At 61.1% G+C, this 24,381-nt stretch carries 22 protein-coding genes, 1 pseudogene and 1 other annotated feature; of the genes and pseudogenes, 18 read left to right on the top strand and 5 right to left on the bottom strand.

Going from position 1 to position 24,381, the window contains the following annotated elements; genetic code table 11:
- Nucleotides 1-114: 114 nt before the first annotated feature.
- The 5 genes and pseudogenes from AB6803_RS22405 to AB6803_RS22385 all read right to left on the bottom strand — a co-directional run bounded on the left by AB6803_RS22405 (nt 115) and on the right by AB6803_RS22385 (nt 4,390).
- Nucleotides 115-1,340: pseudogene (locus tag AB6803_RS22405) on the bottom strand (IS3 family transposase).
- Nucleotides 904-1,018 (bottom strand) — a sequence feature (AL1L pseudoknot). It overlaps the preceding pseudogene by 115 nt.
- Nucleotides 1,341-1,429: 89 nt before the next feature.
- Entirely contained in the window at nt 1,430-2,203 is a 774-nt protein-coding gene (locus AB6803_RS22400) for an amino acid ABC transporter ATP-binding protein (protein ID WP_371110962.1), read from the bottom strand.
- A complete protein-coding gene (locus AB6803_RS22395) occupies nt 2,160-2,870 on the bottom strand; it encodes an amino acid ABC transporter permease (protein WP_371110961.1) in 711 nt (236 codons plus the stop codon). The genes AB6803_RS22400 and AB6803_RS22395 overlap by 44 nt, the downstream gene beginning before the upstream one ends.
- Nucleotides 2,870-3,544, bottom strand: a complete 675-nt coding sequence (locus AB6803_RS22390) for an amino acid ABC transporter permease (RefSeq protein ID WP_371110960.1) — start codon at nt 3,542-3,544, stop codon at nt 2,870-2,872. Before AB6803_RS22390 ends, AB6803_RS22395 begins: the two co-directional genes overlap by 1 nt.
- A gap of 36 nt (nt 3,545-3,580) precedes the next feature.
- Nucleotides 3,581-4,390, bottom strand: coding sequence for a transporter substrate-binding domain-containing protein (locus AB6803_RS22385; protein ID WP_371110959.1), 810 nt, complete (start codon nt 4,388-4,390; stop codon nt 3,581-3,583).
- Between the two features lie 120 nt (nt 4,391-4,510).
- Between AB6803_RS22385 and AB6803_RS22380 the strand changes: the two genes are divergently transcribed.
- The 18 genes from AB6803_RS22380 to AB6803_RS22295 all read left to right on the top strand — a co-directional run bounded on the left by AB6803_RS22380 (nt 4,511) and on the right by AB6803_RS22295 (nt 24,033).
- A complete protein-coding gene (locus AB6803_RS22380; RefSeq protein WP_371110958.1) occupies nt 4,511-4,828 on the top strand; it encodes a (2Fe-2S)-binding protein in 318 nt (105 codons plus the stop codon).
- Nucleotides 4,825-6,252 carry an FAD-dependent oxidoreductase gene (locus AB6803_RS22375; RefSeq protein ID WP_371110957.1) on the top strand — a complete coding sequence of 476 codons (1,428 nt, stop codon included), beginning with the start codon at nt 4,825-4,827 and terminating at the stop codon, nt 6,250-6,252. The genes AB6803_RS22380 and AB6803_RS22375 overlap by 4 nt, the downstream gene beginning before the upstream one ends.
- On the top strand, nt 6,249-7,385 hold the full coding sequence (locus AB6803_RS22370; protein ID WP_371110956.1) for an NAD(P)/FAD-dependent oxidoreductase: 1,137 nt from the start codon (nt 6,249-6,251) through the stop codon (nt 7,383-7,385). Before AB6803_RS22375 ends, AB6803_RS22370 begins: the two co-directional genes overlap by 4 nt.
- Nucleotides 7,382-8,323: a dihydrodipicolinate synthase family protein gene (locus tag AB6803_RS22365; RefSeq protein ID WP_371110955.1), complete on the top strand. Its 942-nt coding sequence runs from the start codon at nt 7,382-7,384 to the stop codon at nt 8,321-8,323. Before AB6803_RS22370 ends, AB6803_RS22365 begins: the two co-directional genes overlap by 4 nt.
- Nucleotides 8,320-9,009, top strand: coding sequence for a GntR family transcriptional regulator (locus AB6803_RS22360; protein WP_371110954.1), 690 nt, complete (start codon nt 8,320-8,322; stop codon nt 9,007-9,009). The genes AB6803_RS22365 and AB6803_RS22360 overlap by 4 nt, the downstream gene beginning before the upstream one ends.
- Before the next feature lie 333 nt (nt 9,010-9,342).
- Complete coding sequence (gene rutA, locus AB6803_RS22355; RefSeq protein ID WP_371110953.1) at nt 9,343-10,434, top strand: pyrimidine utilization protein A; 1,092 nt, start codon at nt 9,343-9,345, stop codon at nt 10,432-10,434.
- Nucleotides 10,431-11,171: a pyrimidine utilization protein B gene (rutB, locus tag AB6803_RS22350; protein ID WP_371110952.1), complete on the top strand. Its 741-nt coding sequence runs from the start codon at nt 10,431-10,433 to the stop codon at nt 11,169-11,171. The genes rutA and rutB overlap by 4 nt, the downstream gene beginning before the upstream one ends.
- A gap of 24 nt (nt 11,172-11,195) precedes the next feature.
- Complete coding sequence (rutC, locus tag AB6803_RS22345; RefSeq protein ID WP_007688838.1) at nt 11,196-11,585, top strand: pyrimidine utilization protein C; 390 nt, start codon at nt 11,196-11,198, stop codon at nt 11,583-11,585.
- 6 nt (nt 11,586-11,591) lie between these two features.
- The gene (rutD, locus tag AB6803_RS22340) at nt 11,592-12,380 is read left to right on the top strand and encodes a pyrimidine utilization protein D (RefSeq protein WP_371110951.1); all 789 of its coding nucleotides are present in this window, start codon (nt 11,592-11,594) and stop codon (nt 12,378-12,380) included.
- 10 nt (nt 12,381-12,390) lie between these two features.
- Nucleotides 12,391-12,912, top strand: coding sequence for a flavin reductase (locus AB6803_RS22335; protein ID WP_371110950.1), 522 nt, complete (start codon nt 12,391-12,393; stop codon nt 12,910-12,912).
- Nucleotides 12,913-13,442: 530 nt separating this feature from the next.
- Nucleotides 13,443-14,471, top strand: coding sequence for a ketopantoate reductase family protein (locus tag AB6803_RS22330; protein ID WP_371110949.1), 1,029 nt, complete (start codon nt 13,443-13,445; stop codon nt 14,469-14,471).
- Nucleotides 14,472-14,523: 52 nt separating this feature from the next.
- The gene (locus tag AB6803_RS22325) at nt 14,524-15,132 is read left to right on the top strand and encodes a TetR/AcrR family transcriptional regulator (protein ID WP_371110948.1); all 609 of its coding nucleotides are present in this window, start codon (nt 14,524-14,526) and stop codon (nt 15,130-15,132) included.
- A gap of 48 nt (nt 15,133-15,180) precedes the next feature.
- The gene (locus AB6803_RS22320) at nt 15,181-17,484 is read left to right on the top strand and encodes a molybdopterin guanine dinucleotide-containing S/N-oxide reductase (protein WP_371110947.1); all 2,304 of its coding nucleotides are present in this window, start codon (nt 15,181-15,183) and stop codon (nt 17,482-17,484) included.
- Nucleotides 17,485-17,690: 206 nt separating this feature from the next.
- Nucleotides 17,691-19,343 (top strand): ABC transporter substrate-binding protein, encoded by a 1,653-nt coding sequence (locus AB6803_RS22315; RefSeq protein WP_371110946.1) that lies wholly within the window; start codon nt 17,691-17,693, stop codon nt 19,341-19,343.
- 37 nt (nt 19,344-19,380) lie between these two features.
- On the top strand, nt 19,381-20,391 hold the full coding sequence (locus AB6803_RS22310) for an ABC transporter permease (RefSeq protein WP_371110945.1): 1,011 nt from the start codon (nt 19,381-19,383) through the stop codon (nt 20,389-20,391).
- Nucleotides 20,388-21,236: an ABC transporter permease gene (locus tag AB6803_RS22305; protein WP_371110944.1), complete on the top strand. Its 849-nt coding sequence runs from the start codon at nt 20,388-20,390 to the stop codon at nt 21,234-21,236. Before AB6803_RS22310 ends, AB6803_RS22305 begins: the two co-directional genes overlap by 4 nt.
- Nucleotides 21,215-22,945, top strand: coding sequence for a dipeptide ABC transporter ATP-binding protein (locus tag AB6803_RS22300; protein ID WP_371110943.1), 1,731 nt, complete (start codon nt 21,215-21,217; stop codon nt 22,943-22,945). The genes AB6803_RS22305 and AB6803_RS22300 overlap by 22 nt, the downstream gene beginning before the upstream one ends.
- Nucleotides 22,942-24,033, top strand: coding sequence for an LLM class flavin-dependent oxidoreductase (locus AB6803_RS22295; protein WP_371110942.1), 1,092 nt, complete (start codon nt 22,942-22,944; stop codon nt 24,031-24,033). The genes AB6803_RS22300 and AB6803_RS22295 overlap by 4 nt, the downstream gene beginning before the upstream one ends.
- Nucleotides 24,034-24,381: the final 348 nt, after the last annotated feature.

Here is a 24,381-nt window from a genome sequence, read left to right as displayed (position 1 = left end):
GCATGCCGGCAAGCCGTCTCCGTACAATTTGGCCTATTTGCTGCATCATCTGGCGTACGCCCGTTAGTGGTAGAGTGAGCCGCACCGGATTTGCCGGAGGCCATTTCGTTTAAGTTATGCAGCCATGGCTGGCGCGTCCAGGCTGGCGTAATATTGCTCCTCGGCTTCGGCTGGCGGTATGTTGCCGATGGGCTCCAGAATTCGCCTGTGGTTGAACCAGTCGACCCATTCCAGAGTGGCGAACTCGACCGCTTCGGCGTAGCGCCACGGCCCACGTCGATGGATGATCTCGGCCTTGTAGAGACCGTTGATCGTTTCGGCGAGTGCGTTGTCGTAGCTGTCGCCGACGCTTCCGACAGAGGGCTAAATGCCTGCTTCTGCCAGCCGCTCGGAATAGCGAACGGATACGTATTGAACGCCCCTGTCCGAGTGATGCACGAGACCGCCTCCATGAGCGGGACGCCGATCATGCAGAGCCTGCTCCAGAGCATCGAGGACGAAACCTGCGGTGTCGTCCTGCTCACTCGCCACCCGACGATGCGGCGAGTGAAGGCATCAATCACGAAGGCCACATAGACGAAGCACTGCCAGGTCGCGACATAGGTGAAGTCCGAAACCCATAGCCTGTTCGGCGCAGCAGGAGCTTTGAACTGACGGTTTACGCGAATGATGCCTTGCAGGCTCATCGACCCCGTGAGCCTGGCGACCGTGCAACGGGCGACGCCAAAGCCTTCACGCTTCAACTGCCGCCTTCAATTGCCGCCAGACCTTCCGAACGCCATAGACGCGGAAGTTCTGTTCGAAGACACGACCGATCTCGATCTTCAGGCTGATATCGCTGCTGGCGCGGATCGACAGGCGATCCACGTCCAGTCGCTTGGCGACGTTCTCGTATCAGGTTGACGGGGCAATCAGCAGCAGCCTGCAGATCGGCTCGACCCCGAACACGCAACGGTGTTCGTCGATGAACGAGATCATCGTTTGAAGGGGCGGTCGAGCTCCCCTTGCCCGACAAGCGAATGCTTGCATTCGCTGAAAGGGGCCATGGCGAAATAAGCAGACGCCTTGCGCAATATCTCGTTGGCCTGGCGAAGCTCACGATTCTCCCGCTCAAGAGCCCTCATCTTCTCGGCCACCTCACTCGGCAGGCCCGCTCGTTTGCCGCTGTCGACCTCGGTCTTCTTCACCCATTCATGTAGCGTGGCCGGTGAGCAGCCGATCTCGGCCGCTATAGATGAAACGGCAGCCCACCGTGACGGATGCTCTGCTTCGTGATCCAGAACCATGCGGATCGCACGCTCACAGACTTCAGGTGGAAACTTGTTCGTTGTCTTGCTCATATCGGCTCCACTCTCTTAGAAGTGGGAGCCTCCGGCAAACCCGGTGCGGTTCACATACGGGCCAGCGGTTATCTTCAATCTCGCTGTCGTCAAATCTCCAGAGAAGTCGCAATAGGAGCTGCCTGAGACACCCGAGCGATCTTGCTCGTAAATTCGCGGGTGCGCTGCACCTGAGGAGTATCGAGTATCTGCTCCGGCGACCCGATCTCCTGGATTTTGCCATTCGCCATGAAGACAACGCGATCGGAAACCTCGCGCACGAAATTCATTTCATGGGAGACGATCAGAAGGGTGATGTTCTCGGAGGCCAGGAGCTTGATGGTGTCGAGCACCTCGCTCACCCGCTCCGGATCGAGCGCGGAGGTGACCTCGTCAAGGAGCAGGATTTCCGGCTTCAGACACAGCGCTCGCGCAAGTGCGACACGCTGTTGCTGGCCGCCCGAGAGCTCGTCCGGATAGGCGTTCAGCTTGTCGCCAAGCCCCACCTTTTCGAGCAGGCGCCGGGCGTCGGCCTCCACCTCGCTCCTGTTACGCTTTCGGATCTTCGCCGGAGCGACCATGACATTGCCGAGCACGGTCATATTGCCGAAGAGATTATATTGCTGGAACACGATCGCCAGCTTTTCCCGCGCCGCCTTCAGCGAACGACGATCAGAATAGTCGATCCTTTCGCCGTCGAGAATGATCTCGCCGCGCTCCGGCTTGAGGAGACCCGTGATCACCCGCAGCAATGTGCTCTTTCCGGACCCCGACGGGCCGATCAGGCTGACGATCTCACCGCGCTCCACCGTCAGGTCGATGCCGTCGAGAACGGTGTGATTAGCGTAGCTGGCCGTGAGACCGCGAATGTCGAGATGCGCCAAGATTGCTCTCCAGATAAGCCCCAAGCCGGGCCAGGGGGTAGGAAATCAGAAAATAGAGAATTAGGATCGTCGCGAAGACGAGCAGGGCCGAAAAGCCCTTGGTATTGAGGATCTTTCCCGCCTGGGTGAGTTCGAGGACACCGATCTGCGAGGCAAGCGCCGTATCCTTGATGAACAGGACGAAATAGCCGAACACCGGCGGCAGGATCAGTGGCCAGGCTTGCGGCCAGCGAACGAGACAAAGGGTCTGCCAGGGCGAGAAGTTCATGACCTCGGCAGCCTCGAGCTGGCTGGGCCGCACCGCAGCAAGCCCAGCGCGGATGATCTCCGCCACGAAAGCCGTGGAAATGACCGAGGTGCTGATCAGGGTAACCACCAGCGGCGAGATATCGAAGCCAAGCACCTGCGCGCCGAAGAAGAACACCAGCAAGGTCACGAGGAAGGGCACGCGCCGAAACACTTCGACATAGACGAAGGCGACGATCTTGACGGGCAGGAGAATCCGAGCGCGCGACAGGCGGGCCAGGGACAGGATCGTTCCGAATACGACCCCGACGAGGCAGCCGACGGCCGAGAGGAAGAGCGTCGTCAATGCCGCTTCCGCAAGCATGGCGATGTTGTAGCTGGTGAAGACCTGGGGGAGCTGAGCGAGAATATCCTTCAACATCAAAGCACCCTGACCCTTGCGCGGAAAACGTAGCGGCCGACCACCGCAAGCAGGATCGTCGCCATCAAGGTGATCACGACATAAAGCCCGGCGATCGTCGTGAAGATCTCGATGGAGCGGAACGTCGTCGAGTTTACATTGAACGCGCGGCCCGTCAGCTCCTCGACGCCGAACACAGCAGCCATCGATGTGCCGAGCGTCATCAGGATATATTGGTTGCTGAGCGGAGGCATCGCAACGCGGAAGACATGCGGCACGATCACATAGCGCAGGCTCTGAAGCCGGCTCATGCCGAGGGTCTCGGCCGCGTCGAGTTCCTCTTGATGAACCGAGGCAAGCCCGGCTCGGAGGATTTCTGTCAGATAGCCCCCCGCATTCAGCGTCATGCCGATCAGCACAGCCGCGAAGGGCGAAAACACGACGCCGAGATCCGGCAAGCCGAAGAAGATCACATAGATCTGCACCAGCTGCGGCGTGTTGGTGAAGAAGACGACATAGGCCCGCACCAGGCGCGACAGGATCGGACCACCCTCGTTGCGGGCGATGGCCAGTGCGAAGCCGATCACCATGCCACCCGCAAAGGCAAGGACGCTCAGCTCCAGGCTGAGCAGAGCGCCCCCTATCAGGTAAGGCAGATAGGATGTGATCTGGCTGTAATGTAGAGCGTAGTGCATGACCCGATCCCGTTCCGTATCAGCCGCGTCGTCCGGTCAGAAATAAGGCGTGACAGGGACCGGATAGACCATGTCGATCCCGAACCACTGCTTGTAGGTCTGCTTCATGAAGCCGTTTGTCTGCAGCTGGTAAAGGGCGACATTGACCCACGACTTCAACGCCGTATTGCCCTGCGCAAGGCCGATGCAATCATAATCGATCGAAGCCGACTTGTCCGTGATCACCCGCGTCTCGGCGCTATAGTTCTTCGTATAGGCGCCGAGATAGTCGACAACGTCGACGATGGCATCGCCCCGGCCCTGTTCGAAAGCGCGCACGGCGTCGGGATAGTTGTCGAACAGTGTCACCTGCGCCTTCGGCAAACGGTCCTTCACGAAGTCGACGGGTGTCGTGCCGCGGACTTCGACGAGATGAACGTCGGCGGAATTCAGATCATCCATGGTCTGGTAAGGCTTGCCCTTCGCAACCAGTGCGCTGATCGCCTCCGTCTGGATCGGCAGGGAGAAATCGATCACCTTCGCCCGGTCGGCCGTGCGGGTCAGCGCGCCGAGTACGATATCAGCCTTGCCGGTCGCCAGAAACGGCACACGATCGGCTGACGAGACCTGTACGAGCGAAACCTCCACCCCGAGCATCTCGCCGAGTTTCTTGGCGACATCGACGTCGAAACCCTCGATTTCGTTCTTGTCGTTGAAGCGGCCAAGCGGCGGCAGGTTCGGGTTGATGCCGACCACGATCTTCTTGGCCGAAAGGATTTCATCCAGGCTATGTGCATCGGCGGCAACCGCCGTGAGCGCGAGGCAGGCCGCGCCCGCAAGCATGCAAACCGTCTTTAAACTATTCATATCGATCCCCTTTTTTTGCTTTGCCGTGGCCAGACCGGAGATATTTCAGCATCCGAACCGTTGCACTAGCGTTCCCGACGGTGTATCTATCGTATACCGTTCGTAGACGAAAGAAACACCGTGACAGGCGAAAGTCAACCCTTCGAATTGAGACGACCCAGTCTGCGAGAGCCGGATGTGAGGCGCGGGACGCCTGTACGCTTCATTTTCGATGGCAATGTCGTCGACGCCTATGCGGGAGAATCGGTGGCTGCCGCACTGCTGGCCGCCGGCTATCGAACCCTCAGGGAAAGCCCGAACGAGCATGCGCCGCGAGGTGCGTTCTGCTGGATGGGTCTCTGCCAGGAATGCACGGTGGAGGTGAACGGCGTTCGCAGGCCGGCTTGTCGCACGGAATGTGCGGATGGCCTCATTGTGCGAAAAGGAACGATCGCATGAGCGACACCTGCGATGTCCTCGTCATCGGCGCCGGTCCGGCCGGCACTGAAGCTGCCCTGTCCGCGGCCGCTTGCGGCCTGCGTGTCGTGCTGGTCGACGAAGCCCCCGCAGCAGGTGGACAGGTCTACCGCGCACCGCCCAGCACCTTCGCCGGCCTGCCGGCAACCCGGGAAAGCCGCGCTGGAGATGCGTTGCGTCACCGGCTCGCAGAAAGCACGGTCGACGCCCATTTCGGTCACACCGTCTGGTCGGTCTCACCGGACTTGCGGGTCGACGCTCTCGCTGAGGGCGGGCCGGTGTCGTGGAACACCCGCAAGATCATCGTCGCGACCGGCGCGCAGGAACGAGTTGTCCCGTTTCCTGGCTGGACGCTTCCCGGCATTGTCGGCCTCGCCGCCGCGACCATACTTCTCAAGTCGCAGCGTATGCTGCCAGGCCGTCGCACCCTGGTCGCCGGGCAAGGCCCGCTTCTCCTGGCGGTCGCCGCCGGAATCCTGAAGGCTGGCGGTACGGTGGTGGGTGTCGTCGATCTCGCTTCCCGTGGCGAGTGGCTGGCAAAGAGCCCCGCATTCCTGACCCGTCCCGACCTTGCTGCTCGCGGTGCCGGATGGCTGACCCGCCTTCATGCAGCGCACGTTCCCTTTTTCTATCGCCACGTCATCCGCCGCGCCGTAAAGCGGGATGAGAACGAGATCGAGGTGACGATCGGCCCCGTCGACCGGAGTGGTTGTTCGATCGCCGGCAAGGAGCAGACATTCACCGTCGATGCCGTCGCCGTTGGCAACGGCCTTGTCGCGTCCACCGACGTCACCCGACTGCTGCGGGCAGACCATGCATTCGACGAGGCTCGCGGCGGCTGGGTTCCACGGGTCGACGCCGACTTTCGCACCAGCATCGCCGGCCTCTATACGGTCGGTGACGGCACCGGGGTCGCCGGAGCGGCGGCGGCCACGCTGAATGGCCGCCTTGCCGGCCTCGTTGCCGCCCGCGACCTCGGCGCCCTCTCAGGCGAAGCCTATGAATCGCAATCCGCTCCCCTTCGGCGAAGCGCGAAACGAGCGCTCAAATTCGGCGGCGCCATGGCCGGGCTGATGGCTCTGAGGCCGGGGCAAATCAAAAGCATCGCCGAAGATGCCGTTGTCTGCCGGTGCGAGGACGTGACGCGGCGGGATATCGACTTGGCCTTTGCGGACGGCGCACGCAGCGCGAACCAGCTCAAGGCCTGGACGCGCTGTGGCATGGGACCTTGCCAGGGCCGCATCTGCGGCGACATCGCGAGCGCCCTGCTCGCCCAGGCGACGGGGCAGCACCCAAGATCAGGCATGTTCACCGGCCGGACGCCGTTTCGTCCGCTTCCGCTCGCCCAGCTTCTCGAGCCGGTCGATTATTCCGAGCTGAAGCTCCCACCACCCGCGCCGCTATGATGTCACAGAATCTTTCGCAAACATTCGATATCGCCGTGGTCGGCGCAGGCGCGATGGGGGCAACGGCGGCCCTTTATCTCGCGCGTTCCGGCATGCGCGTCGCCTTGATCGACCGCGGCGAAATTTGCCGGGAGGCCTCCGGCGTCAATGCCGGCACGCTGACGCTCCACATGACGCGCGCCGCCCTGATCCCCTACGCCATGAAGGGACGCGAACTCTGGCTCGATGCGCCGAACTGGCTTGGCATGGATGTCGGCGCCCGCTCGGCTCCGGGGCTGTCCCTTGCCTTCACGGCGGCGGAACGGGAGATGCTGGAAAAGAGGGCGCAGGCGCGCGCCGCGATGGGGGCGCCGATCCGGCTGATCACGCCCGCCGAGGCTCTGCGGATAGAACCGGGTCTCAATCCTTCGCTCATTGCCGCCGCCTATTGCGAGCTCGACGGGCATGTTACCGCCTATATGACAGGCCGCGCCTATCGAAAGGCACTGGTCTCGGCGAACGTCACCATTCTCGAAAACACATCCGTCAACGGAATAGAACCGGATGGCGGCCACTACACCATTCTACATAAGGACGGCGCAGGAACGACGGCCAAGCGGCTGGTTCTCGCTGGCGGCGTCTGGCTCGAGACGATGCTCGCCTGGCTCGGGTTCCGCATTCCGATCAAATGCCTGATCAACCAGCTCGTGGTCACCGAGCGCATGCGGCCGGTGATGCAGAGCGTGGTCGGGATCGCCAACGGCCTCCTGTCGCTCAAGCAGTTCGAAAACGGCAGCGTGCTGATCGGCGGCGGCTGGCAGGGCATCGGCGATCCGATCCGCGGCGGCGTCGAGACGATCCCGGACAACCTCATCGGCAACGTCCAGCTCGCCCGTCATGCCATACCGGCCCTCGGCGACACCCGCATCTTGCGTATCTGGCTCGGCCTCGAATCCGAGACCACCGATGCCATGCCAATCATCGGGCCGCTGCCCGGACTGGACGAAGCCTATGTGATCGGCTGCGCCCACTCCGGCTATACCAGTGCCCCTTACATGGGACGGCTCCTCGCCGAGCGGATTCTCGGGCGCGAACCCGAAATGCCGCTCTTCGACCCCGCCCGACTGATCAAGAACCCGGAGGAAATAGCTTGATACCCGCCATAGACCACCCCTTCCGCGGCATCTACGTGGCTACACTCACCCCATTTCGCGACGACGGCACGATGGACGAGGATGCGCTTGCCGATCACTTCCGCTCCGTGACGGCCGAACCGGGCATCGTCGGTGTTCTTTGCAACGGCCATGCGGGCGAGAACATCCTGCTCTCCCGCGAAGAGCGCCGCCGGGTGACGGAAATCGCCGTCGAAACGATCGGCCGCACCCATATCGTCGTCTGCGGGATCCTGTGCGAGGCAACAGCAGAAGCCGTCTGCCATGCCGAAGACGCCGCCAATGCCGGCGCTGATTCCATTCTCGTCTTCCCGCCATTCTCCTGGGCGCTGTCGCAGGACGCCGAGATGGCCGTGACGCACCATCGCACGATCGCCGAGGCCGTCGATACACCGATGATGCTCTATCAGGCTGGCGTCGCTTCCGCGCTTGCCTACCGGCCGGACGTGCTCTCCAGGCTGGTCCAGTTGCCGACAGTCGTGGGGATCAAGGAGGGAAGCTGGGAGAGCAACGCCTATGACCGAAATCGCCGCCTCGTCAAAAACACGGCGCCCCACGTTGAGATCATGGCATCCGGGGACGAGCATCTGCTCTCTTGTTTTGCGATCGGCAGTGAAGGTAGTCTCGTGAGTCTAGCGGTGATCATGCCGGGAGAGATCGTGGCGCTGGATCGCGCTGTGCAAGGGGGGGATTTGGAACGGGCACGCGCCTTGAGCGAACGCATTCAGCCGCTGGCAAACGCCATCTACGGCACGCATCCTGTCGGCTGGGCCACGGCACGCCTCAAGGCCTGCATGGTCCTACTTGGACATTGGCGCAACGGCAGTCCGCGCGCTCCCATCACCGATCTGCCACCCTCCGAAATCCTCCGGCTGCGGCATGCCCTTGCCAATGCCGGACTGCTGGGCTCTGATACATGAACGACGATAGCCTTTTGTCCGCCATCAACGGTGAAGCAAGCCTCAGCGAGCGCGCCTATGATGAGCTCAGCCGTCTCATCCTGACCCGCAAGCTGCCGGGCGGCAGCCTGGTGGTGGAAGGACGGCTCGCTCAGCAGCTCGATGTCTCCCGCACCCCTATGCGCGAGGCGATCCTGCGGCTTGCGGCGGAGGGACTGCTCATCAAGCAGGGCTCACGTTCCTATGCGGTGCGCCGGGTGCAGCCGGTCGAATTCTTTCAGGCGCTCAAGGTTCGCGAGCTGCTCGAAGGCGAAGCCGTGGAGCTCGCGATCGGCCGCATAAAACCGGAAACGATCGAGGCGCTGCGCAGCGATATTCTGAGGCTCGGCGCACTGGAAGCACAGGCCGCCGAGCACTGGGAAACCGACGACCGTCTTCACATGCTGTTCCCGGAAGCACTCGGCAACGGCGTACTGGTGCGGATGATCCAACAGCTGCGCGTCATCACCCGCCTGTTCGAACTGACCAGCCCGTCGGGTCGCGTGGCCGCAGACGCCGCAGAACACGTCGCCATCCTGGACGCCTTCGCCAAGGGCGATGGCCGGCGCGCGCGGGCGGCGATGGTAACCCATCTGCGCAATGTCGCATCCGAGATTCTGGACATCGTCAGCGGCCGGGACACTACTCCCGCGCGCCGGAGGCCGTGAACAGGGTTGAATTTGATCCGGCTGTTCGCGGTAGTCCGATCCCTGATGACGATCCCCAGCCCAGGAAAAATTAAAAACATAGCAATACGGCGGGACCGCCACTCTGTTTGTATCCCTGTCAAATATGAACACCGCTACAATTTTGTGCGGCAGTGGCCGTTTTTTTGGTCAAAAATTTACCGTTCGATAAATTTTTGACCAAACGATAAATAATTCGCGACATGCGAAACAAAGCGCCATTGATTTTATTGGGCTTTTCGATCTGGCACGCAATCTGCTTTCAAGATCCCGAACCAGGCCTTGGCCGCTCGCGACCTCAAGAGGAGAGCAGATATGGAAATCGGTGTTTTCATCCCGATCGGGAACAATGGTTGGCTGCTGTCGGAAAACGCACCGCAGTACAAACCCAGCTTCGAGTTGAACAAGGAGATCACGCTAAAGGCGGAGAAATATGGTCTCGACTTCGTTCTCTCGATGATCAAGCTGCGCGGCTTCGGCGGCAAGACGGAATTCTGGGATCACAATCTCGAATCCTTCACGCTGATGTCGGGCCTCGCTGCCGTCACCACCCGCATCAAGCTGTTTGCGACCGCTGCAACACTGGTGATGCCGCCGGCGATTGTCGCCCGCATGGCGTCGACGATTGATAGCATTTCCAACGGCCGCTTCGGTCTCAACCTCGTCACCGGCTGGCAGCGCCCGGAATATTCCCAGATGGGCATGTGGCCGGGCGACGAGTATTTCGCCAAGCGCTATGACTATCTCGGTGAGTATGCCACCGTGTTGCGCGATCTATGGGAAACCGGAAAGAGCGATCTGAAGGGCGAATTCTTCCAGATGGACGATTGCCGTCTGTCGCCACGGCCCCAGGCCGACATGAAGGTGATCTGCGCTGGCTCCTCGACCGCCGGCATGGAGTTCTCGGCCCAATATGCCGACTACAACTTTTGCTTCGGCGTCGGCGTCAATACGCCGAAGGCGTTTGCCCCGGCAGCCGAGCGGCTTCAGGTGGCAACCGCCAAGACCGGCCGTGACGTCTCGTCCTTCGTTCTCTTCATGGTGATCGCCGACGAGACCGATGAGGCCGCCCGCGCCAAGTGGGAGAGCTATAAGGATGGCGCCGACCAGGAAGCGATTGCCTGGCTTGGCCTGCAGGGTGCCGCCGATACCAAATCCGGTTCCGACACCAATATCCGTCAGATGGCCGACCCCGTCTCGGCCGTCAATATCAACATGGGAACACTGGTTGGCTCCTACGAGACCATCGCCAAGCTGCTCGATGAAGTCCCGACTGTTCCCGGAACAGGCGGCGTACTGCTGACCTTCGACGACTTCGTGAAGGGTGTTGAAGATTTCGGCACGAAGATCCAGCCGCTGATGAAATGCCGCGAACACATAAAGCCCATGCTGGAGGCCGCCCAATGAGCGCCGTTACCGCCGCCGGGTACCAGGCCCCTCAGGAACGCTCGCAGAGCGTCACCCTCCCCGCCCGACCCGAACCGATCACGCTGAAGCCCAGTGAGACAGCGGTTGTCGTCGTCGACATGCAGAACGCCTATTCGACCGAAGGCGGCTATGTCGATCTCGCCGGCTTCGATATCGCGGGAGCCAAGGGCACGATCGCCAATATCAAGAAGACGTTGGACGCGGCGCGCGGCGCCGGTGTTCAGGTCATCTATTTCCAGAACGGTTGGGACAAGGACTATGTGGAGGCAGGCGGCCCCGGGTCGCCGAACTATCACAAGTCCAACGCGTTGAAGACCATGCGCCAGAGACCGGAGTTGCAAGGCCAGCTTCTCGCCAAGGGCACCTGGGACTACGCGATCGTCGACGAGCTGCAGCCTCAACCCGGCGATATCCTGGTACCGAAGACCCGCTACAGCGGTTTCTTCAACACCAATATGGACAGTGTGCTGCGCGCGCGCGGCATCCGCAATCTCGTCTTCGTCGGCATCGCCACCAATGTCTGCGTGGAGAGCTCGCTCCGCGATGCCTTCCATCTCGAATATTTCGGCGTGATGCTGGAGGACGCAACCCATCATCTCGGCCCCGATTTCATCCAGCAGGCGACCGTCTACAACGTCGAGAAATTCTTCGGCTGGGTCGCAACGGTCAACGACTTCTGCGCCACCGTCTCGCAAGCCGCTCCAAACGAAGCCTGATCCAATCATCAAGAGGAGACCCTCATGCCCAAGTCCATTATCGTGCCCGCAGGAACCCATAAGCCAATCGCACCATTTTCGCCCGGCACGCTTGCCGATGGCATCGTCTATGTCTCCGGCACCCTGCCCTTCGACAAGAACAATGACGTCGTGCATGTCGGCGATGCCGGCGCCCAGACGCGCCATGTGCTGGAAACCATCAAATCGGTGATCGAGACGGCCGGGGGCACGATGGAAGACGTGACCATGAACCACATCTTCGTCACCGACTGGGCCAACTACCAGGCCGTCAACGCCGTCTATGCCGAATACTTCCCGGGCGACAAGCCGGCGCGCTACTGCATCCTGTGCGGGCTCGTGAAGCCTGACGCGCTGGTCGAGATCGCAACCGTCGCGCATATCGGCAAGAAGTAGGCGGGCATGCATTTCGAGGTTCATGGGCTCGATCGCCCCGACGCGAAGACGATCATCCTGTCCTCCGGACTCGGCGGCTCAGGAAGCTATTGGGCGCCTCAGATCGAGGCGCTCGCGACCGATTTCCGGATCGTCACCTACGATCATCGCGGCACGGGACGCACCGGCGGCGATGTTCCGGACACCGGCGGTATCTCGGCCATGGCCGACGATGTGCTGGAGATCGCAGCCCGGCTGCAGCTTGATCATTTCGACTTCATGGGCCATGCGCTCGGCGGCCTGATCGGCCTCGACATCGCGCTGCGGCGTCCCGAACTTATCGAGAAGCTGATCCTCATCAACGCATGGAGTAAGGCCGATCCGCATTCCGGCCGCTGCTTCGATATCCGCATCGAGCTGCTGGAGCGATCCGGCGTGGAAGCCTTCGTTAAGGCGCAGCCCTTGTTTCTCTATCCGGCCGTCTGGATGTCGGAAAATGCCGAGCGCATGGCGGCTGATGAGCGCCATGGCGTCGCGCATTTCCAGGGCAAGGCGAATGTTCTCAAACGGATCGCGGCCTTGCGGGCGTTCGATATCGACCACAGGCTCTCCGAGATCCGCACCCCAACGCTGGTCGTCGGCACACGTGACGATCTGCTCGTGCCCTATACGCGCTCCGTCCGGCTTGCCGAGGGCCTGCCCGCCGCCGAACTTGCCCTTTCCGATTTTGGCGCCCATGCGGTGAACATCGTCGAGCCCGAAGAATTCAACAATAAAGTGCTGCGCTTTCTGCGCACGAGATCGGAAGTCCGATAAGGAGCCTGACATGCAAGCCTCATCCCTGACGGTCGCCGCATCAGCCAGCGCCTCCCTTGACGAGAGGAAGCAGGAATACCGCAACGCCATGGCGCGGCTCGGAGCCGCCGTCAACATCGTGACAACAGATGGCCCGGGAGGGCTTGCGGGCTTTGCGGCAACCGCGGTGTGCAGCGTGACCGACAGCCCGCCGACATTGCTGGTCTGCCTCAATCGCGGCTCCTCCGCCTACCCGGCCGTCAGCGCCAACCGGGTACTCTGCGTCAACACACTGGAGCGCAGTCATGAGGAGCTTAGTCGGCTTTTTGGCGGCAAGACGCCGGTGCACGAGCGTTTCGAGGGTGCCAACTGGTCGCTGCTTGAAACGGGAGCGCCGGCACTGGACGATGCATTGATCTCGTTCGATTGCAGGGTCAAAACCATCTCGGACGGCGGCACGCATGATATCCTGATCTGCGAAGTCGTCGCCATCCGCGAGAACGACGGCGGACAGGCTCTCATCTATTTTGACCGGGGCTATCATGCGATCTAGGCGCAAGTGAAGTCACCAGGACATGCTGATTTCCGTCAACCCCGGCCACTGACGGACTTCGTCTCCAGATATTCCTCAACACCCCAGACACCGCCTTCCCGGCCATTGCCGGACTGCCCCACCGAAAGGACTGCCGGACGCGCCGTTGATCTGAGGAATGAGGTGGCGATAAAACCTGCAAACTCCAAACTATTTTCTACATAACCAGCAGAAAAAGAACGACCTGTCTTTCTTGAAGCAGTTCGCGTGCCTAAGCTTCCACATGTTGCCAGGAACGGTCTGTTTGTGACCAATTTTCGTATGCGACCTTCAGGGAACACCGATGTTGATCGAAAATTTCGTATCGGAACCGTTCCGCTGGCTGTCACGCGCTGGTTACTTTTTTAACCGGAGCCGTCCCATCTCCAGAGTGCGGACAATTTCACTAACGTCCTTCCGAAAACCGCAATCGGGCTGACTTCACGATCGCAGCTGTTACTGAGGCAACATCGGCTCACCGCAGCAGCCCTAGACCAAATTCGGGAGAAAAGATGACTCGGTACATAATCGTTGGCGCGGGTGCGGTCGGCGCAAGCCTCGCGGCGCAGTTCGAGCTTGCCGGCGTCGGATATGCTCTGGTCGGGCGCGGCGCGCAGATCAGCCAAATAAAACGGCATGGCCTGAGCTACCAACGCCCCTCCGGAGTGCAGCAGATCAGGCTGAACGCCTTCGATATCTTCGATCCGCCCGAGTTGACGCCCGGCGATATCCTTTTGTTGACGGTTAAGTCCCAGGACGCGGCAAACGCCTTGGCATCCTGGTCATGGCGCCCGGTGTCGGATTGCGGGGATACAGCAGCTGCCCGTCTGCCGGTCGTCACGTTTCAGAATGGTTTGGCAACGGAAGCGATTGCGCTTAGAACTTTTGCCAAGGTTTACGGAGCCAGTATTCTGACGCCGGCCCGGTTTACCGAAACGGGCAAGGTCGCAGTGGCGGGTGATCCGCAGGTTGGCGTGGTCACCATAGGGCGTTTCCCGACGGGTTCCGATGAAACCGCCGAGCAGATTGCCGCAGACCTCGACCGTGCGAACTATCTCGCAGAAACCAGCAACGATATCCGCCGTTGGAAATCACTGAAACTCCTTCACAACGTCCGAAATGCCTTGGAATTGTTTGATGGGGACGATGATCTGCGAGCCTCAGTCGCCGAGGCCCTGGTCAATGAAGCCCGCTGCGCTCTTGAGGCTGCCGGCTACAACTTCGCTTCAGCATCTGAGCGGGCGTTGGATATTTCAGGCTGGCGCATAGCTCAAAACAGCGGCATCCATCCCGGTCAACAATCGACTTGGCAGAGTTTCGCTCGAGGCGCCTCGAGTGAAGTCGATTTTCTCAACGGAGAAATCGTCTTGCTTGGTCGTTTGCACAACATCCCGACCCCCTACAATGAGGCTGTCCAGAATATTGCTGGCAGATTGGAGCATGAAGGCGGCGTCACGAACGCGGTGCCGCTTGACGCGATCCAGTCACTTGTCGACAGATCCTACCAAGGTGGCAAAAGCGGTCTTGCGGCAACCAGATAATTTGTGGCCGACGAATTGTTCAATAATACAACTACCAACATGAAGCGATTCAATGCGAGAAACCATATCAGATCAGATTTTCACGGCAGCCGGCGGGCTGTTTTACAGCGAAGGTATTCGGGCTGTTGGGATAGATCGCATTATCGAGGAAGCCAAGGTTGCAAAAGCAACCCTATACCGACACTTCCCGTCCAAAGATCATCTCGTCGCGGCCTATCTTCAGGATCGCCACGATCGTGTTATTCGCTCCCTGCAGGAGGCCTTGGACGCGACCGGCACTCCGAGAGACCAGATCACCGTTATTTTCGAGCGTCTGTATGAAAAGGCCGACAGCCCGGAGTTCCGCGGTTGCGCATTTGCTCTTGCCGTGGCCGAGCACGGCGAGTCCGACCGCGTTGTATCGGTCGCCCGAACGCACAAGAAGGCAGTGAGGGATATTTTCCGCGCCGTCATATCCAACACCGGGCTGGATCTTGACCAGGCTGCCGCTCATCTATCGCTTCTTTATGAAGGGGCGCTTGCGACGGTAGCAGTCGGACGCGATCCAACAGCGGTTCTCGTTGCGCGAGACTGCGCACTTTCCATCTTCGACGCTGCGGTCAGCAAACACGCCATCGACCTCGCAGGCATCATGAATCCCGGGAAGATTATGTCTGAATAAGACTGGAAGCAGCCTATCAACAAACCTCGCCTACCTGGATATCTCCCTATGAACACCTTCCAGCCTCACAGCTCTCATTGGGGTGCCTTCTCGGGCCGCTATCAAGATGGAAAGCTTGAAATTCGTCCCCATCCGGCCGACCCGCATCCGTCGCCTTTGTTGGGCAACCTCGCCGCGATCGCTCATAGCCCCGCGCGCATCAGGCGTCCGGCCGTCAGGCGCGGCTGGCTCGATGGTACCACGAACAACGCACAGCATCGCGGCGCGGATGATTATGTGGACGTCAGCTGGCCAGAAGCGCTTGACCTGGTAGCTGGAGAGCTTCGGCGCGTTTACGGAGACTTTGGAGCCAAGGCCATATTCGGCGGTTCCTACGGCTGGTCGAGTGCCGGACGCTTCCATCATGCACAGAGCCAGATCCATCGGCTTCTGAATGTGCTCGGCGGCTATGTGCGATCCGTCAATACCTACAGCTCCGGTGCTGCAATGGTCATCATCCCGCATGTCTTGGGACCATATGACCATTTCGACCGCAAGAGTGTCACCTGGGATGCCATCGAACGGAGCAGCGAACTGATCGTCGCCTTCGGCGGAATGGCGATCAAGAATGCGGACGTACATGGCGGCGGCATCAGTTCGCATATCGTACGCCAGACGCTGAACGGGGCGAGTGCCCGCGGTGCCCGCTTCGTGCTCGTCAGCCCACTGAAAGATGATTTTCCCGCCGAGCTGGATGCCCAATGGCTGCCGATCGTGCCGGGCACGGATGTCGCGCTGATGCTCGGTATCGCGCATGCGCTCGTCAATGCGGGATTGCACGACCTTGGATTTCTCGACCGCTACACGGTCGGATACGAGCGCTTCGAGGACTATCTGCTTGGGCGGAGCGATGGAGTCGAAAAGAGCCCGGAATGGGCCTCCGGCATCTGTGGCATCGATGCTGATGCCATCAAGGAACTGGCCCGGACGATGGCGAGCGCCAGAACGCTGATCACCGTCAGCCATTCCCTCCAGCGCGCCGACTATGGCGAACAGCCTGTCTGGATGGGCATCGTGCTGGCCGCAATGCTCGGACAGATTGGACTTGACGGCGGTGGCTATGCATATTCCCTCGGTGCATTGGGGAATATCGGCAAGGCCCAGCTTGCCGTTCCACTGCCGACCCTTAGCCAGTTCAAAAATCCAGTGCCGGATTTCATTCCCGTCGCGCGCATCGCCGATATGCTCCTCAATCCGGGCGACGCGTTCAACTATAACGGCCACACGATGCGTTATCCCGATATCCGCCTCGTCTATTGGGCAGGCGGCAACCCGTTTCATCACCATCAGGATCTCAACAGGCTGCGGGCGGCATTCAAGCGGCCGGAGACCATCATCGTCCACGAGACGGCCTGGACGTCCTCCGCGCGTCACGCGGATATCGTGTTGCCTGCGACCACCACGCTTGAGCGTGACGATATCGGCGCGGCGGATCGTGATCCTCTGATGATCGCGATGAAGAAGCTGATCGAGCCGGTCGGGGAAGCGCGAGACGATTATGAGATTTTCTCCGAAATAGCGCGCCATCTTGGAAAATTCGAAGAGTTCACCGAAAATCGCACCAGCCAGGATTGGCTTGCCTTCCTGTTCGAGACCACGCGCACGGCACTTGGAGCCGGTGGACACAAGGCTCCGGATTTCGAGGCGTTCTGGAAACGTGGAGAGATGCGCCTGCCGCTCAAGCCCGACGATGGCGGACCGGCCCACGCCTTTCGCAATGATCCGTCCGGATCCCCGCTGCGGACGCCATCCGGAAAGATCGAGATCTTTTCGCAGACGATCGAGGGCTTCGGCTACGACGATTGCCGCGGCCATCCAAAATGGTATCCTCCCAGGGCGGAGACCAAGGCGGACGAGAGCTATCCCCTGCATCTGGTCTGTAACCAGCCGTATTCGCGGCTCCATAGCCAGCTGGACTATGGTGATTTCAGCCGCTCCACCAAGATAAAGGGCCGCGAGCCGGTTCGTATCCACCCGGTAGATGCGGTCGAGCGCGGCATCTCGGATGGAGACATCGTGAAGTTGTTCAACGTCCGTGGCAGTTGCCTCGCCGCAGCGGTGATAAGCGAGGACGTGCGCAAGGGGGTCATGCAATTGGCCACGGGCGCATGGTTCGAGCCGGACGCCCCGACCGCCGACAACGCGATGTGCATTCATGGCAACCCGAACATACTGACGCACGACGTTGGGACCTCGCAGCTAGCCCAGGGTTCGACCGGACAGCTTACAAGGGTAGAGGTCGAACGGTTCGTTGGCGAAGCGCCGCCAGTGCGGATATTCGAGGGACCCAAGGTTCAAAATCGATCCCAATAAGATCAGTACGGAGAGCCTGATCGCCCAGGAGGGCTTTGAACGCTCACAGACAAGCCCTGAAAAAAGCTGACCCTTGCACACGCTAAAACCGAACAAAATAATCCATAAAATTAGTAGAAAAAGAACAACCAGTCTTTCTCCCTTGGCTCCGCCTGCATAGGCTCTGTTTCAGAATTTATCAGAACCAGAACCATCAGGACCTCTTCATGACCGAACGCCTTTTTTCGTTGTCCCTCTCCCGGCGCCGTCTGCTGATCACCACGTCCGCCGTGGCAACCGGCGCTTTGGTGACGATGGCAGGCCTCACTCCGGCTCTAAGTGCGGGCGAGCCGACCAATGGCGGGGACATCACCTTCCTGATCGACTCATTGGGCGACACCTGGATCCCGAACAACAGCGCGATCTCCAGCTTTCAAGGCCACATCTGGGGACACGTGACCGACAAGCTCCTTTACGTCGATGCTGACGGCAAGGTCAGCCCCTGGATCGCCGAACGCTGGGAGCAGAACGACACGGCCACCGAATTCACCCTGCACCTGAAGAACGGCGTGACGTTCTCCGATGGTACCCCGCTCGACGCGTCGGCCGTCGTCGCCAACCTCGACATCTGGTACGCCGGCCGCAAGAGCGAGGGCATCAACCCAATTGGCCTCTTTCCGAAAACCTACGACCACGCCGAGGCAATTGACGCGACCACAGTGAAGGTCTTCTTCAAGAAGCCGACGCTCGGCTTCATTCCGACCCTCGGCTACCACGGTTCGATCCTCATCTCTCCGAAGACCATCGCGCAGCCCGCCCCGCAGCAGGCCGACCTGAGCAAGACTTCCGGCAGTGGTCCGTACGTGGTTGAATCCTGGAAGGAGGGCGACTTCGTCAAGCTGGTCAAGCGCAAGGATTACAGCTGGGGTCCCGCGGCGGTCGGTCATACCGGTCCAGCCTATCTCGACACGATTACCTACAAGCTCGTGACCGAGCCGTCGCTGCGCGTTGCAGCCGTGCAGTCAGGCCAAGCCGATGTCGCCTACAACGCCTCGCCGCAAGAGTTGGAGTCTCTCAAGGCAGATGGCTTTACTGTCGCGACGCCTCGCTACCTCGGCTTCGTCAACGGCTGGGCGATAAACACCAAGCTCGCGCCCTACGATGACGTCAAGGTACGCCAAGCCCTTCAGGCCGGTATCAATCGTCAGGAGATCATCGACACCGTCTACACATCCGACTGGAAGCTCGCGACCTCATTCATCCAGAGCAACGTTCCGGGAGCGACCGACCAAAGCGCCCTCCTGGCCTACAACCCCGACAAGGCCGAGAAGCTTCTCGACGAGGCCGGCTGGAAGAAAGGCGCGGACGGTATCCGCACGAAGGACGGCAAGCAACTGTCGCTGACGCTGAACTCCAACCCCTACCTCGCAACCTCTAAATCGATCGACGAACTGATCGCCCAGCAGCTCGGCAAGATCGGCTGGAAGGTCGATATCCGGGCCTATGATGTCGTGACATTCGGTCAGAAGGTAAAGTATGGCGGTCCGGCTGTGCCTGCCTACGAGGTGACGCGCAGCTTCATCGACGCGGGCACCGTCGCCAGTATCCTGACGAACGCCAACAACGGCGAGAACTGGTTCGCCCTCGACGAGAGCGACAAGACGCTCAACGAGCTACGCGACAAGATCGCCAGTGCCGGTTCGATCGAAAGCCGTAAACCTCTCCTGGACGAGCTCCAGAGATACGTCCTCGATCAGGGCTACTTCATCCCACGTACGCAGATCGTCCAGCGGATCTACGCGCAGTCTCCGAAGCTGACGGGTGTGGTCTATAACGGCGTCGCCTATGCCAGCTACTACACGGCGACGAAAAGCGCATAACCCGCAATTTTACCGAGCAACGCAAAAAGGTGACGGCATGAGCAAAGCCTACCTAAACTACGCCGCAAAGCGCCTCGTGCAGGCAATCGTCGTAATCCTGCTGGCTTATGTCTTCACCTTCGTCGTCGTCAGCATTCTGCCGGGCGACCCGATCTCCAACGTCCTCAACAATCCCCAAAATGGGTTCACGCAGGACGAGATCAAGGAGATCATCGCCGCCCAAGGTCTGGACAAGCCGATCCCGGTCCAGCTTTGGACATCGTTTTCCGGGTTTGTCACCGGTGATCTGGGTCTGTCGATGCGGACCAATCGGCCCGTGACGACCCTGATCGCCGAGGTGCTCCCGTCGACGTTGGTCCTTGCTTCCGCAGGCCTGGTCGTCGCGCTTCTGCTCGCGGCGGTGATCGCCTATGGCACACAGTTTCTTCCAAAACGGCTTGGCCAGGGCTTGTTGCGAGGCTTTCCGTCGCTGTTCCTGTCGGTGCCAAATTTCGTGATCGGCCTGGTGCTGATCCACCTCTTCGGTTTCCAGCTTGGCGTCTTTCGCGTGATAGAGCCCGACAGCCTCTGGGCGACCCTTTTCGCGGCGATCGCGCTCGGCATCCCTATCTCCGCACAAATCGCCGAAGTGCTCGTCGCCAACCTCGACCATGAGTCCGGACAGGAATACGCAGCCGTCGCGCGCGGCCGCGGCCTCGGGCAAATGCGCCTGTTCGCAAAGCACCTGCTCAAGCCGTCCTCACTCCCGGTCGTCACCGTCGTTGCGCTGACGATCGGCGAACTGCTCGGCGGCTCGCTGATCACCGAGACGGTCTTTGGGCGGACCGGTCTTGGCAGCTTGGTACAACGGTCGGTGAGCACGCAGGACCTGCCCGTCCTTCAGGCAGTCGTCTCGCTGGCAGCAGTGGTCTTCGTGATTGTCAACCTGATCGCCGATCTGACCTATCCGCTGCTCGACCCACGCGTAAAACTCCTCGGCGCTCCCGAGCGTCGTCCAACCACAACCGACGAGGCTTCCGTCAGCATTGCGAAAGCGGTGGCATCATGAGCCTCACCTCTACCTATTCCACTTCGCGCGTCTCGGCCATCAGCCGGCTGACAGCTCTTCGCATACCGCCAGTCGTCGTCCTCTCTTTCGCGATTGTGGTGTTGGCCATCGCTTGGTCGCTCGCCCCGAGCCTGTTCACGAGCTATAACCCGATCAACGGCGTTCCCGCTCAAAAGCTGCTCGGTCCCAGCGCCGCGCATTGGTTCGGCACCGATCATCTCGGCCGCGATCTCTACGCCCGTGTTGTCTACGGCACTGCCTCTTCGGTCGCGAGTGCGCTGATCGCCGTGGTCATCGGTGTTATCGCCGGCGGCCTCATCGGCCTGCTGGCCGGCTTCTTCGGCGGCTGGGTTGACACCCTGTTCGCCCGTCTGGTCGACGTGCTGCTCGCCATTCCAAAATTCCTGCTGGCCGTCATCGTCGTCACCGCGATCGGTTTCGACACCACGAACGCCGCCATCGCCACCGGCGTTTCGGCCGTGGCCCTGTTCGCCCGGGTGATGCGCTCGGAGGTGATCAAGACCCGGCAAGCGACATTCGTCGAGTCTTCCTTTCTCCTCGGCGGGTCGCGCTGGCACATCCTTTGGCGTCATGTGCTGCCGAATGCGTCACGCTCGGTGCTGCCGCTTGCCGTGCTGCAGTTCGGCGACTCGATCCTGATCATCGCCAGCCTCGCATTTCTCGGTTACGGCGACCCGCCGCCGGCGTCCGACTGGGGCCTGCTGATCTCGATCGGCAAGGACTACCTCAAATGGCCTTGGCTGGTTTACGCACCCGCCTTCGTCACGATCGCAACCGTCCTCTCTGTGAACAGGATCAGCCGATGGCTCCGCAAGACAGACTGACCCAGCTTTTCGCTCGCACCGATGTTACCGGCTCGACGTCTCAACGACCGGCTCCGCTGCTCCGCGTCGACGGGTTGTCGGTCGCCTACGGAAAGCAAGAGGTCGTCACCAACATCGGGTTCGAACTGGGCCGTGGCAAGAGCCTTGCTCTCATCGGGGAATCGGGCTCGGGCAAATCGACGATCGCCCGCGCGATACTGCGACTGCTCCCGGCCGGTGGACGCGCGAGCGGCAGCATCGACTTTGACGGCCACGAGGTGCTGGGGCTCCCCGAGCGGCATTTCCGGCCGTTACGGGGACGTGCGATCGGGTTTGTCCCGCAGGACCCAGGCAACTCGCTCAACCCTGTGCGGACGATCGGCTCCCAGGCGATGGAGGCAGCCGCGCTCGTCGACGAGCCCAATAAGACACTCCGCAAGGCGCTCATCCTGGAGACATTCGCTCAAGTTGGGCTCGACAACCCGCAGCGAGTTTATGACTCCTACCCGCACCAACTCTCCGGCGGCATGCTGCAGCGTGTGCTGATCGGTCTTGCGGTCCTGCCGCGGCCGCTGCTGCTGGTCGCGGACGAGCCGACCTCCGCGCTCGACGTCACGATCCAGAAACGCATCCTCGACTTGCTTTCCGAATTGCAGCACAAGCTCGATATCAGCCTGCTCCTCATCACCCACGACCTGGCGATTGCCGCCGAGCGGGCGGACTCGCTGGTGGTGCTCAAGGACGGTATCGTACAGGAGGCCGGCAGTACAACGACCGTGTTCTCCTCGCCGGCATCGGCATACGCGAAGAAGCTTCACGCCGACGTCCCGGCCCTCAACCCCGACCGCTACGCCCGGCTGCGCGACCCTGGCTTCCGTTTCCTCAGGACCGACGCCGGCAAGGCGCCGAAGATCGAGGTCAGCGCCGTCACGAAGACCTTCACGGTTGACGGCAAGGTTCTGACGGCCGTCGACGACGTGTCGTTTGCCGTCCAGGCTGGCACCACGCATGCGCTGGTCGGTGAGTCGGGTTCGGGCAAGACGACCGCAATCCGGCTCTTGCTTGGGCTGGAGCAACCCGACATCGGCAAGATCGCGGTCGCTGGCGAACAGCTCAACGGTCGCTCGCACGAGTCGCTGCGCGCGGTATGGCGCCACCTTCAGCTCGTCTACCAGAACCCGTTCACCTCGCTCGACCCGACCTGGAAAGTCGAGCAGCTGGTGCGCGAACCGCTCGACCGCTTCAAGATTGGAACCGCCACGGAGCGGGCCGCACGGGTCCGCGAAGCGCTGGCCAATGTCGGGCTCGGCGAGCACCTGCTTGCTCGCCATCCGGCAGCCTTGTCAGGCGGCCAACGCCAGCGCGTGGCCATCGCCCGGTCGCTGGTCCTCAAGCCGGATGTGATCGTGCTCGATGAGCCCACCTCCGCGCTCGACGTCAGTGTCCAGGCTGACATCGTCGAAGTGCTGCTTTCGCTGCAAGCCAAGCTTGGCCTGACCTATGTATTCGTCTCCCACGATTTGGCTCTGGTGCGCCAACTCGCCCATACCGTCTCGGTGATGCAGCGTGGACGTATCGTCGAACACGGGACCGTCACCGACATCTTCGACAACCCTCAGCAGCCCTATACCCGGTCGCTGCTGGAATCGATTCCGTCCGGCGCCGCTCGTATCGCCCGCGTGCCACAGCCTCGACCCCAACGGGTCTTCAACGAGGAAAAAATCGCATGACCGTGACCGCGCCTGCCGGCGCCCTGTCCGCGCCGTTCCGCCCCAAGCAGCGGCTCGGGTTCAATACCCGCGTGTCTTTCAACGATGATGCCGGGCCGGCGCAGGGGCTGCGCGATGGGATCGAACTGTTCAAGGCCGCGGAGCGGCTGGGCTACCAGTCCGGCTGGGCCTACCAGCGGCACTTCGACCATTACCTGTCCTCGCCGCTTCCGTTCTTCGCCGCGGCCGGCCAGCACACCAAGCATATCACGCTGGGATCGGCGGTCATCCCGATGCGCTATCAGGATCCGATTCTGCTTGCCGAGGCAGCTGGCACGACCGACCTATTGATCGGCGGCCGGCTGGAACTGGCCATCTCGACCGGTGCCAACGCGGCGTTCGACGCTGTCTTCGGTACAGTCGACACCGATGCCCGCACCGAGGCCAAGCGCCGTCAGGCACGTTTCCTCGCCGCAATCTCGGGCGAGGTCCTTCATACCGTCGCCGGGCCGAACCAGGGTGCCCCGGAGGGTATCGAACTGCGCGTGACACCGCACAGCCCGACCCTACGCTCCCGCATCCGTCAAGGTTCGGCGAGCCTCGGCTCGGCGGTGCAGGCTGCCGAGCTTGGGATCGGGCTCATCTCCGGCACCGTGCAGCACGACCATGCCGAGGGCGAGACCTTCGGGGAGTATCAGGCCCGCAGCATCAAGGCTTTCCGTACCACCTGGCGCGAGACGTGGGGCACCGAGCCGCCGCCGGTCACCGTCGCCGCCTCGATCCTGGTCGGCACCACCGCCGAGCTCCGGGAGAAATACGCCGCCTACGATCTCGAGCGCCGCACCCTGGGCATCGCCGCATCCCGCCCCAAGGGCGCCCTCACACCGACCGGGCCGACCAACCAACCGTCCGGAGTCCAAATTTGCCCCGTTTTCCAGGGCACTCCCGACCAGGTAACCGAGGCGGTTTTCAACGACCCGGGCCTCGCCGCCGCAGACGAGATCGTGCTCTTTCTACCGCCCGCCTTCGGTCTTGCCGAGAACGTGCGGCTGCTGGCCGACCTCGCGGAGACGGTGGCTCCGAACCTGGGCTGGTCGCCTGCCTCGTGACCCCATAGGCAACCCATGCCTTGATGGGGTGCCTGTCTCGTCTTCCCAGCTGGAGGGGTTCAGTCCACTGAACAACAGCGAGCTTAATCAGATTGTCGAATTAATCAGAGGTGACCTGCTGACGGAGGACGAGGTATTATCCCCGATGAATAAGAAGACCATTGCCCTACCAAACAATGTGAAGGGTCTAGAGTATATCTCCGCGAGGCTGAAGCAATATAGTTATTGCCTTGGGTATAATTCGTTGTAGAGCTAAAGCATATAATCCAATCGTTCTATTCGAAGGCGATGGCTCCACCCCAACGATATGCTTCATCAGGAGCACAGTACTTCGCCTGCCCATTTGCC

Source organism: Rhizobium sp. RCC_161_2 (assembly GCF_041355235.1).
Lineage (GTDB): Bacteria > Pseudomonadota > Alphaproteobacteria > Rhizobiales > Rhizobiaceae > Rhizobium.
The sequence above is the reverse complement of the archived record's forward strand: the minus strand, read 5'-3'. Positions and strand labels throughout refer to the sequence as shown.

Coding starts and splice junctions, on each gene's coding strand:
- AB6803_RS22395 (WP_371110961.1), bottom strand. CDS start 2,870: ATGTTGAAGGATATTCTCGCTCAGCTCCCCCAGGTCTTCACCAGCTAC.
- AB6803_RS22390 (WP_371110960.1), bottom strand. CDS start 3,544: ATGCACTACGCTCTACATTACAGCCAGATCACATCCTATCTGCCTTAC.
- AB6803_RS22385 (WP_371110959.1), bottom strand. CDS start 4,390: ATGAATAGTTTAAAGACGGTTTGCATGCTTGCGGGCGCGGCCTGCCTC.
- AB6803_RS22375 (WP_371110957.1), top strand. CDS start 4,825: ATGAGCGACACCTGCGATGTCCTCGTCATCGGCGCCGGTCCGGCCGGC.
- AB6803_RS22370 (WP_371110956.1), top strand. CDS start 6,249: ATGATGTCACAGAATCTTTCGCAAACATTCGATATCGCCGTGGTCGGC.
- AB6803_RS22360 (WP_371110954.1), top strand. CDS start 8,320: ATGAACGACGATAGCCTTTTGTCCGCCATCAACGGTGAAGCAAGCCTC.
- rutA (WP_371110953.1), top strand. CDS start 9,343: ATGGAAATCGGTGTTTTCATCCCGATCGGGAACAATGGTTGGCTGCTG.
- rutB (WP_371110952.1), top strand. CDS start 10,431: ATGAGCGCCGTTACCGCCGCCGGGTACCAGGCCCCTCAGGAACGCTCG.
- rutC (WP_007688838.1), top strand. CDS start 11,196: ATGCCCAAGTCCATTATCGTGCCCGCAGGAACCCATAAGCCAATCGCA.
- rutD (WP_371110951.1), top strand. CDS start 11,592: ATGCATTTCGAGGTTCATGGGCTCGATCGCCCCGACGCGAAGACGATC.
- AB6803_RS22335 (WP_371110950.1), top strand. CDS start 12,391: ATGCAAGCCTCATCCCTGACGGTCGCCGCATCAGCCAGCGCCTCCCTT.
- AB6803_RS22330 (WP_371110949.1), top strand. CDS start 13,443: ATGACTCGGTACATAATCGTTGGCGCGGGTGCGGTCGGCGCAAGCCTC.
- AB6803_RS22325 (WP_371110948.1), top strand. CDS start 14,524: ATGCGAGAAACCATATCAGATCAGATTTTCACGGCAGCCGGCGGGCTG.
- AB6803_RS22320 (WP_371110947.1), top strand. CDS start 15,181: ATGAACACCTTCCAGCCTCACAGCTCTCATTGGGGTGCCTTCTCGGGC.
- AB6803_RS22315 (WP_371110946.1), top strand. CDS start 17,691: ATGACCGAACGCCTTTTTTCGTTGTCCCTCTCCCGGCGCCGTCTGCTG.
- AB6803_RS22310 (WP_371110945.1), top strand. CDS start 19,381: ATGAGCAAAGCCTACCTAAACTACGCCGCAAAGCGCCTCGTGCAGGCA.
- AB6803_RS22305 (WP_371110944.1), top strand. CDS start 20,388: ATGAGCCTCACCTCTACCTATTCCACTTCGCGCGTCTCGGCCATCAGC.
- AB6803_RS22300 (WP_371110943.1), top strand. CDS start 21,215: ATGGCTCCGCAAGACAGACTGACCCAGCTTTTCGCTCGCACCGATGTT.
- AB6803_RS22295 (WP_371110942.1), top strand. CDS start 22,942: ATGACCGTGACCGCGCCTGCCGGCGCCCTGTCCGCGCCGTTCCGCCCC.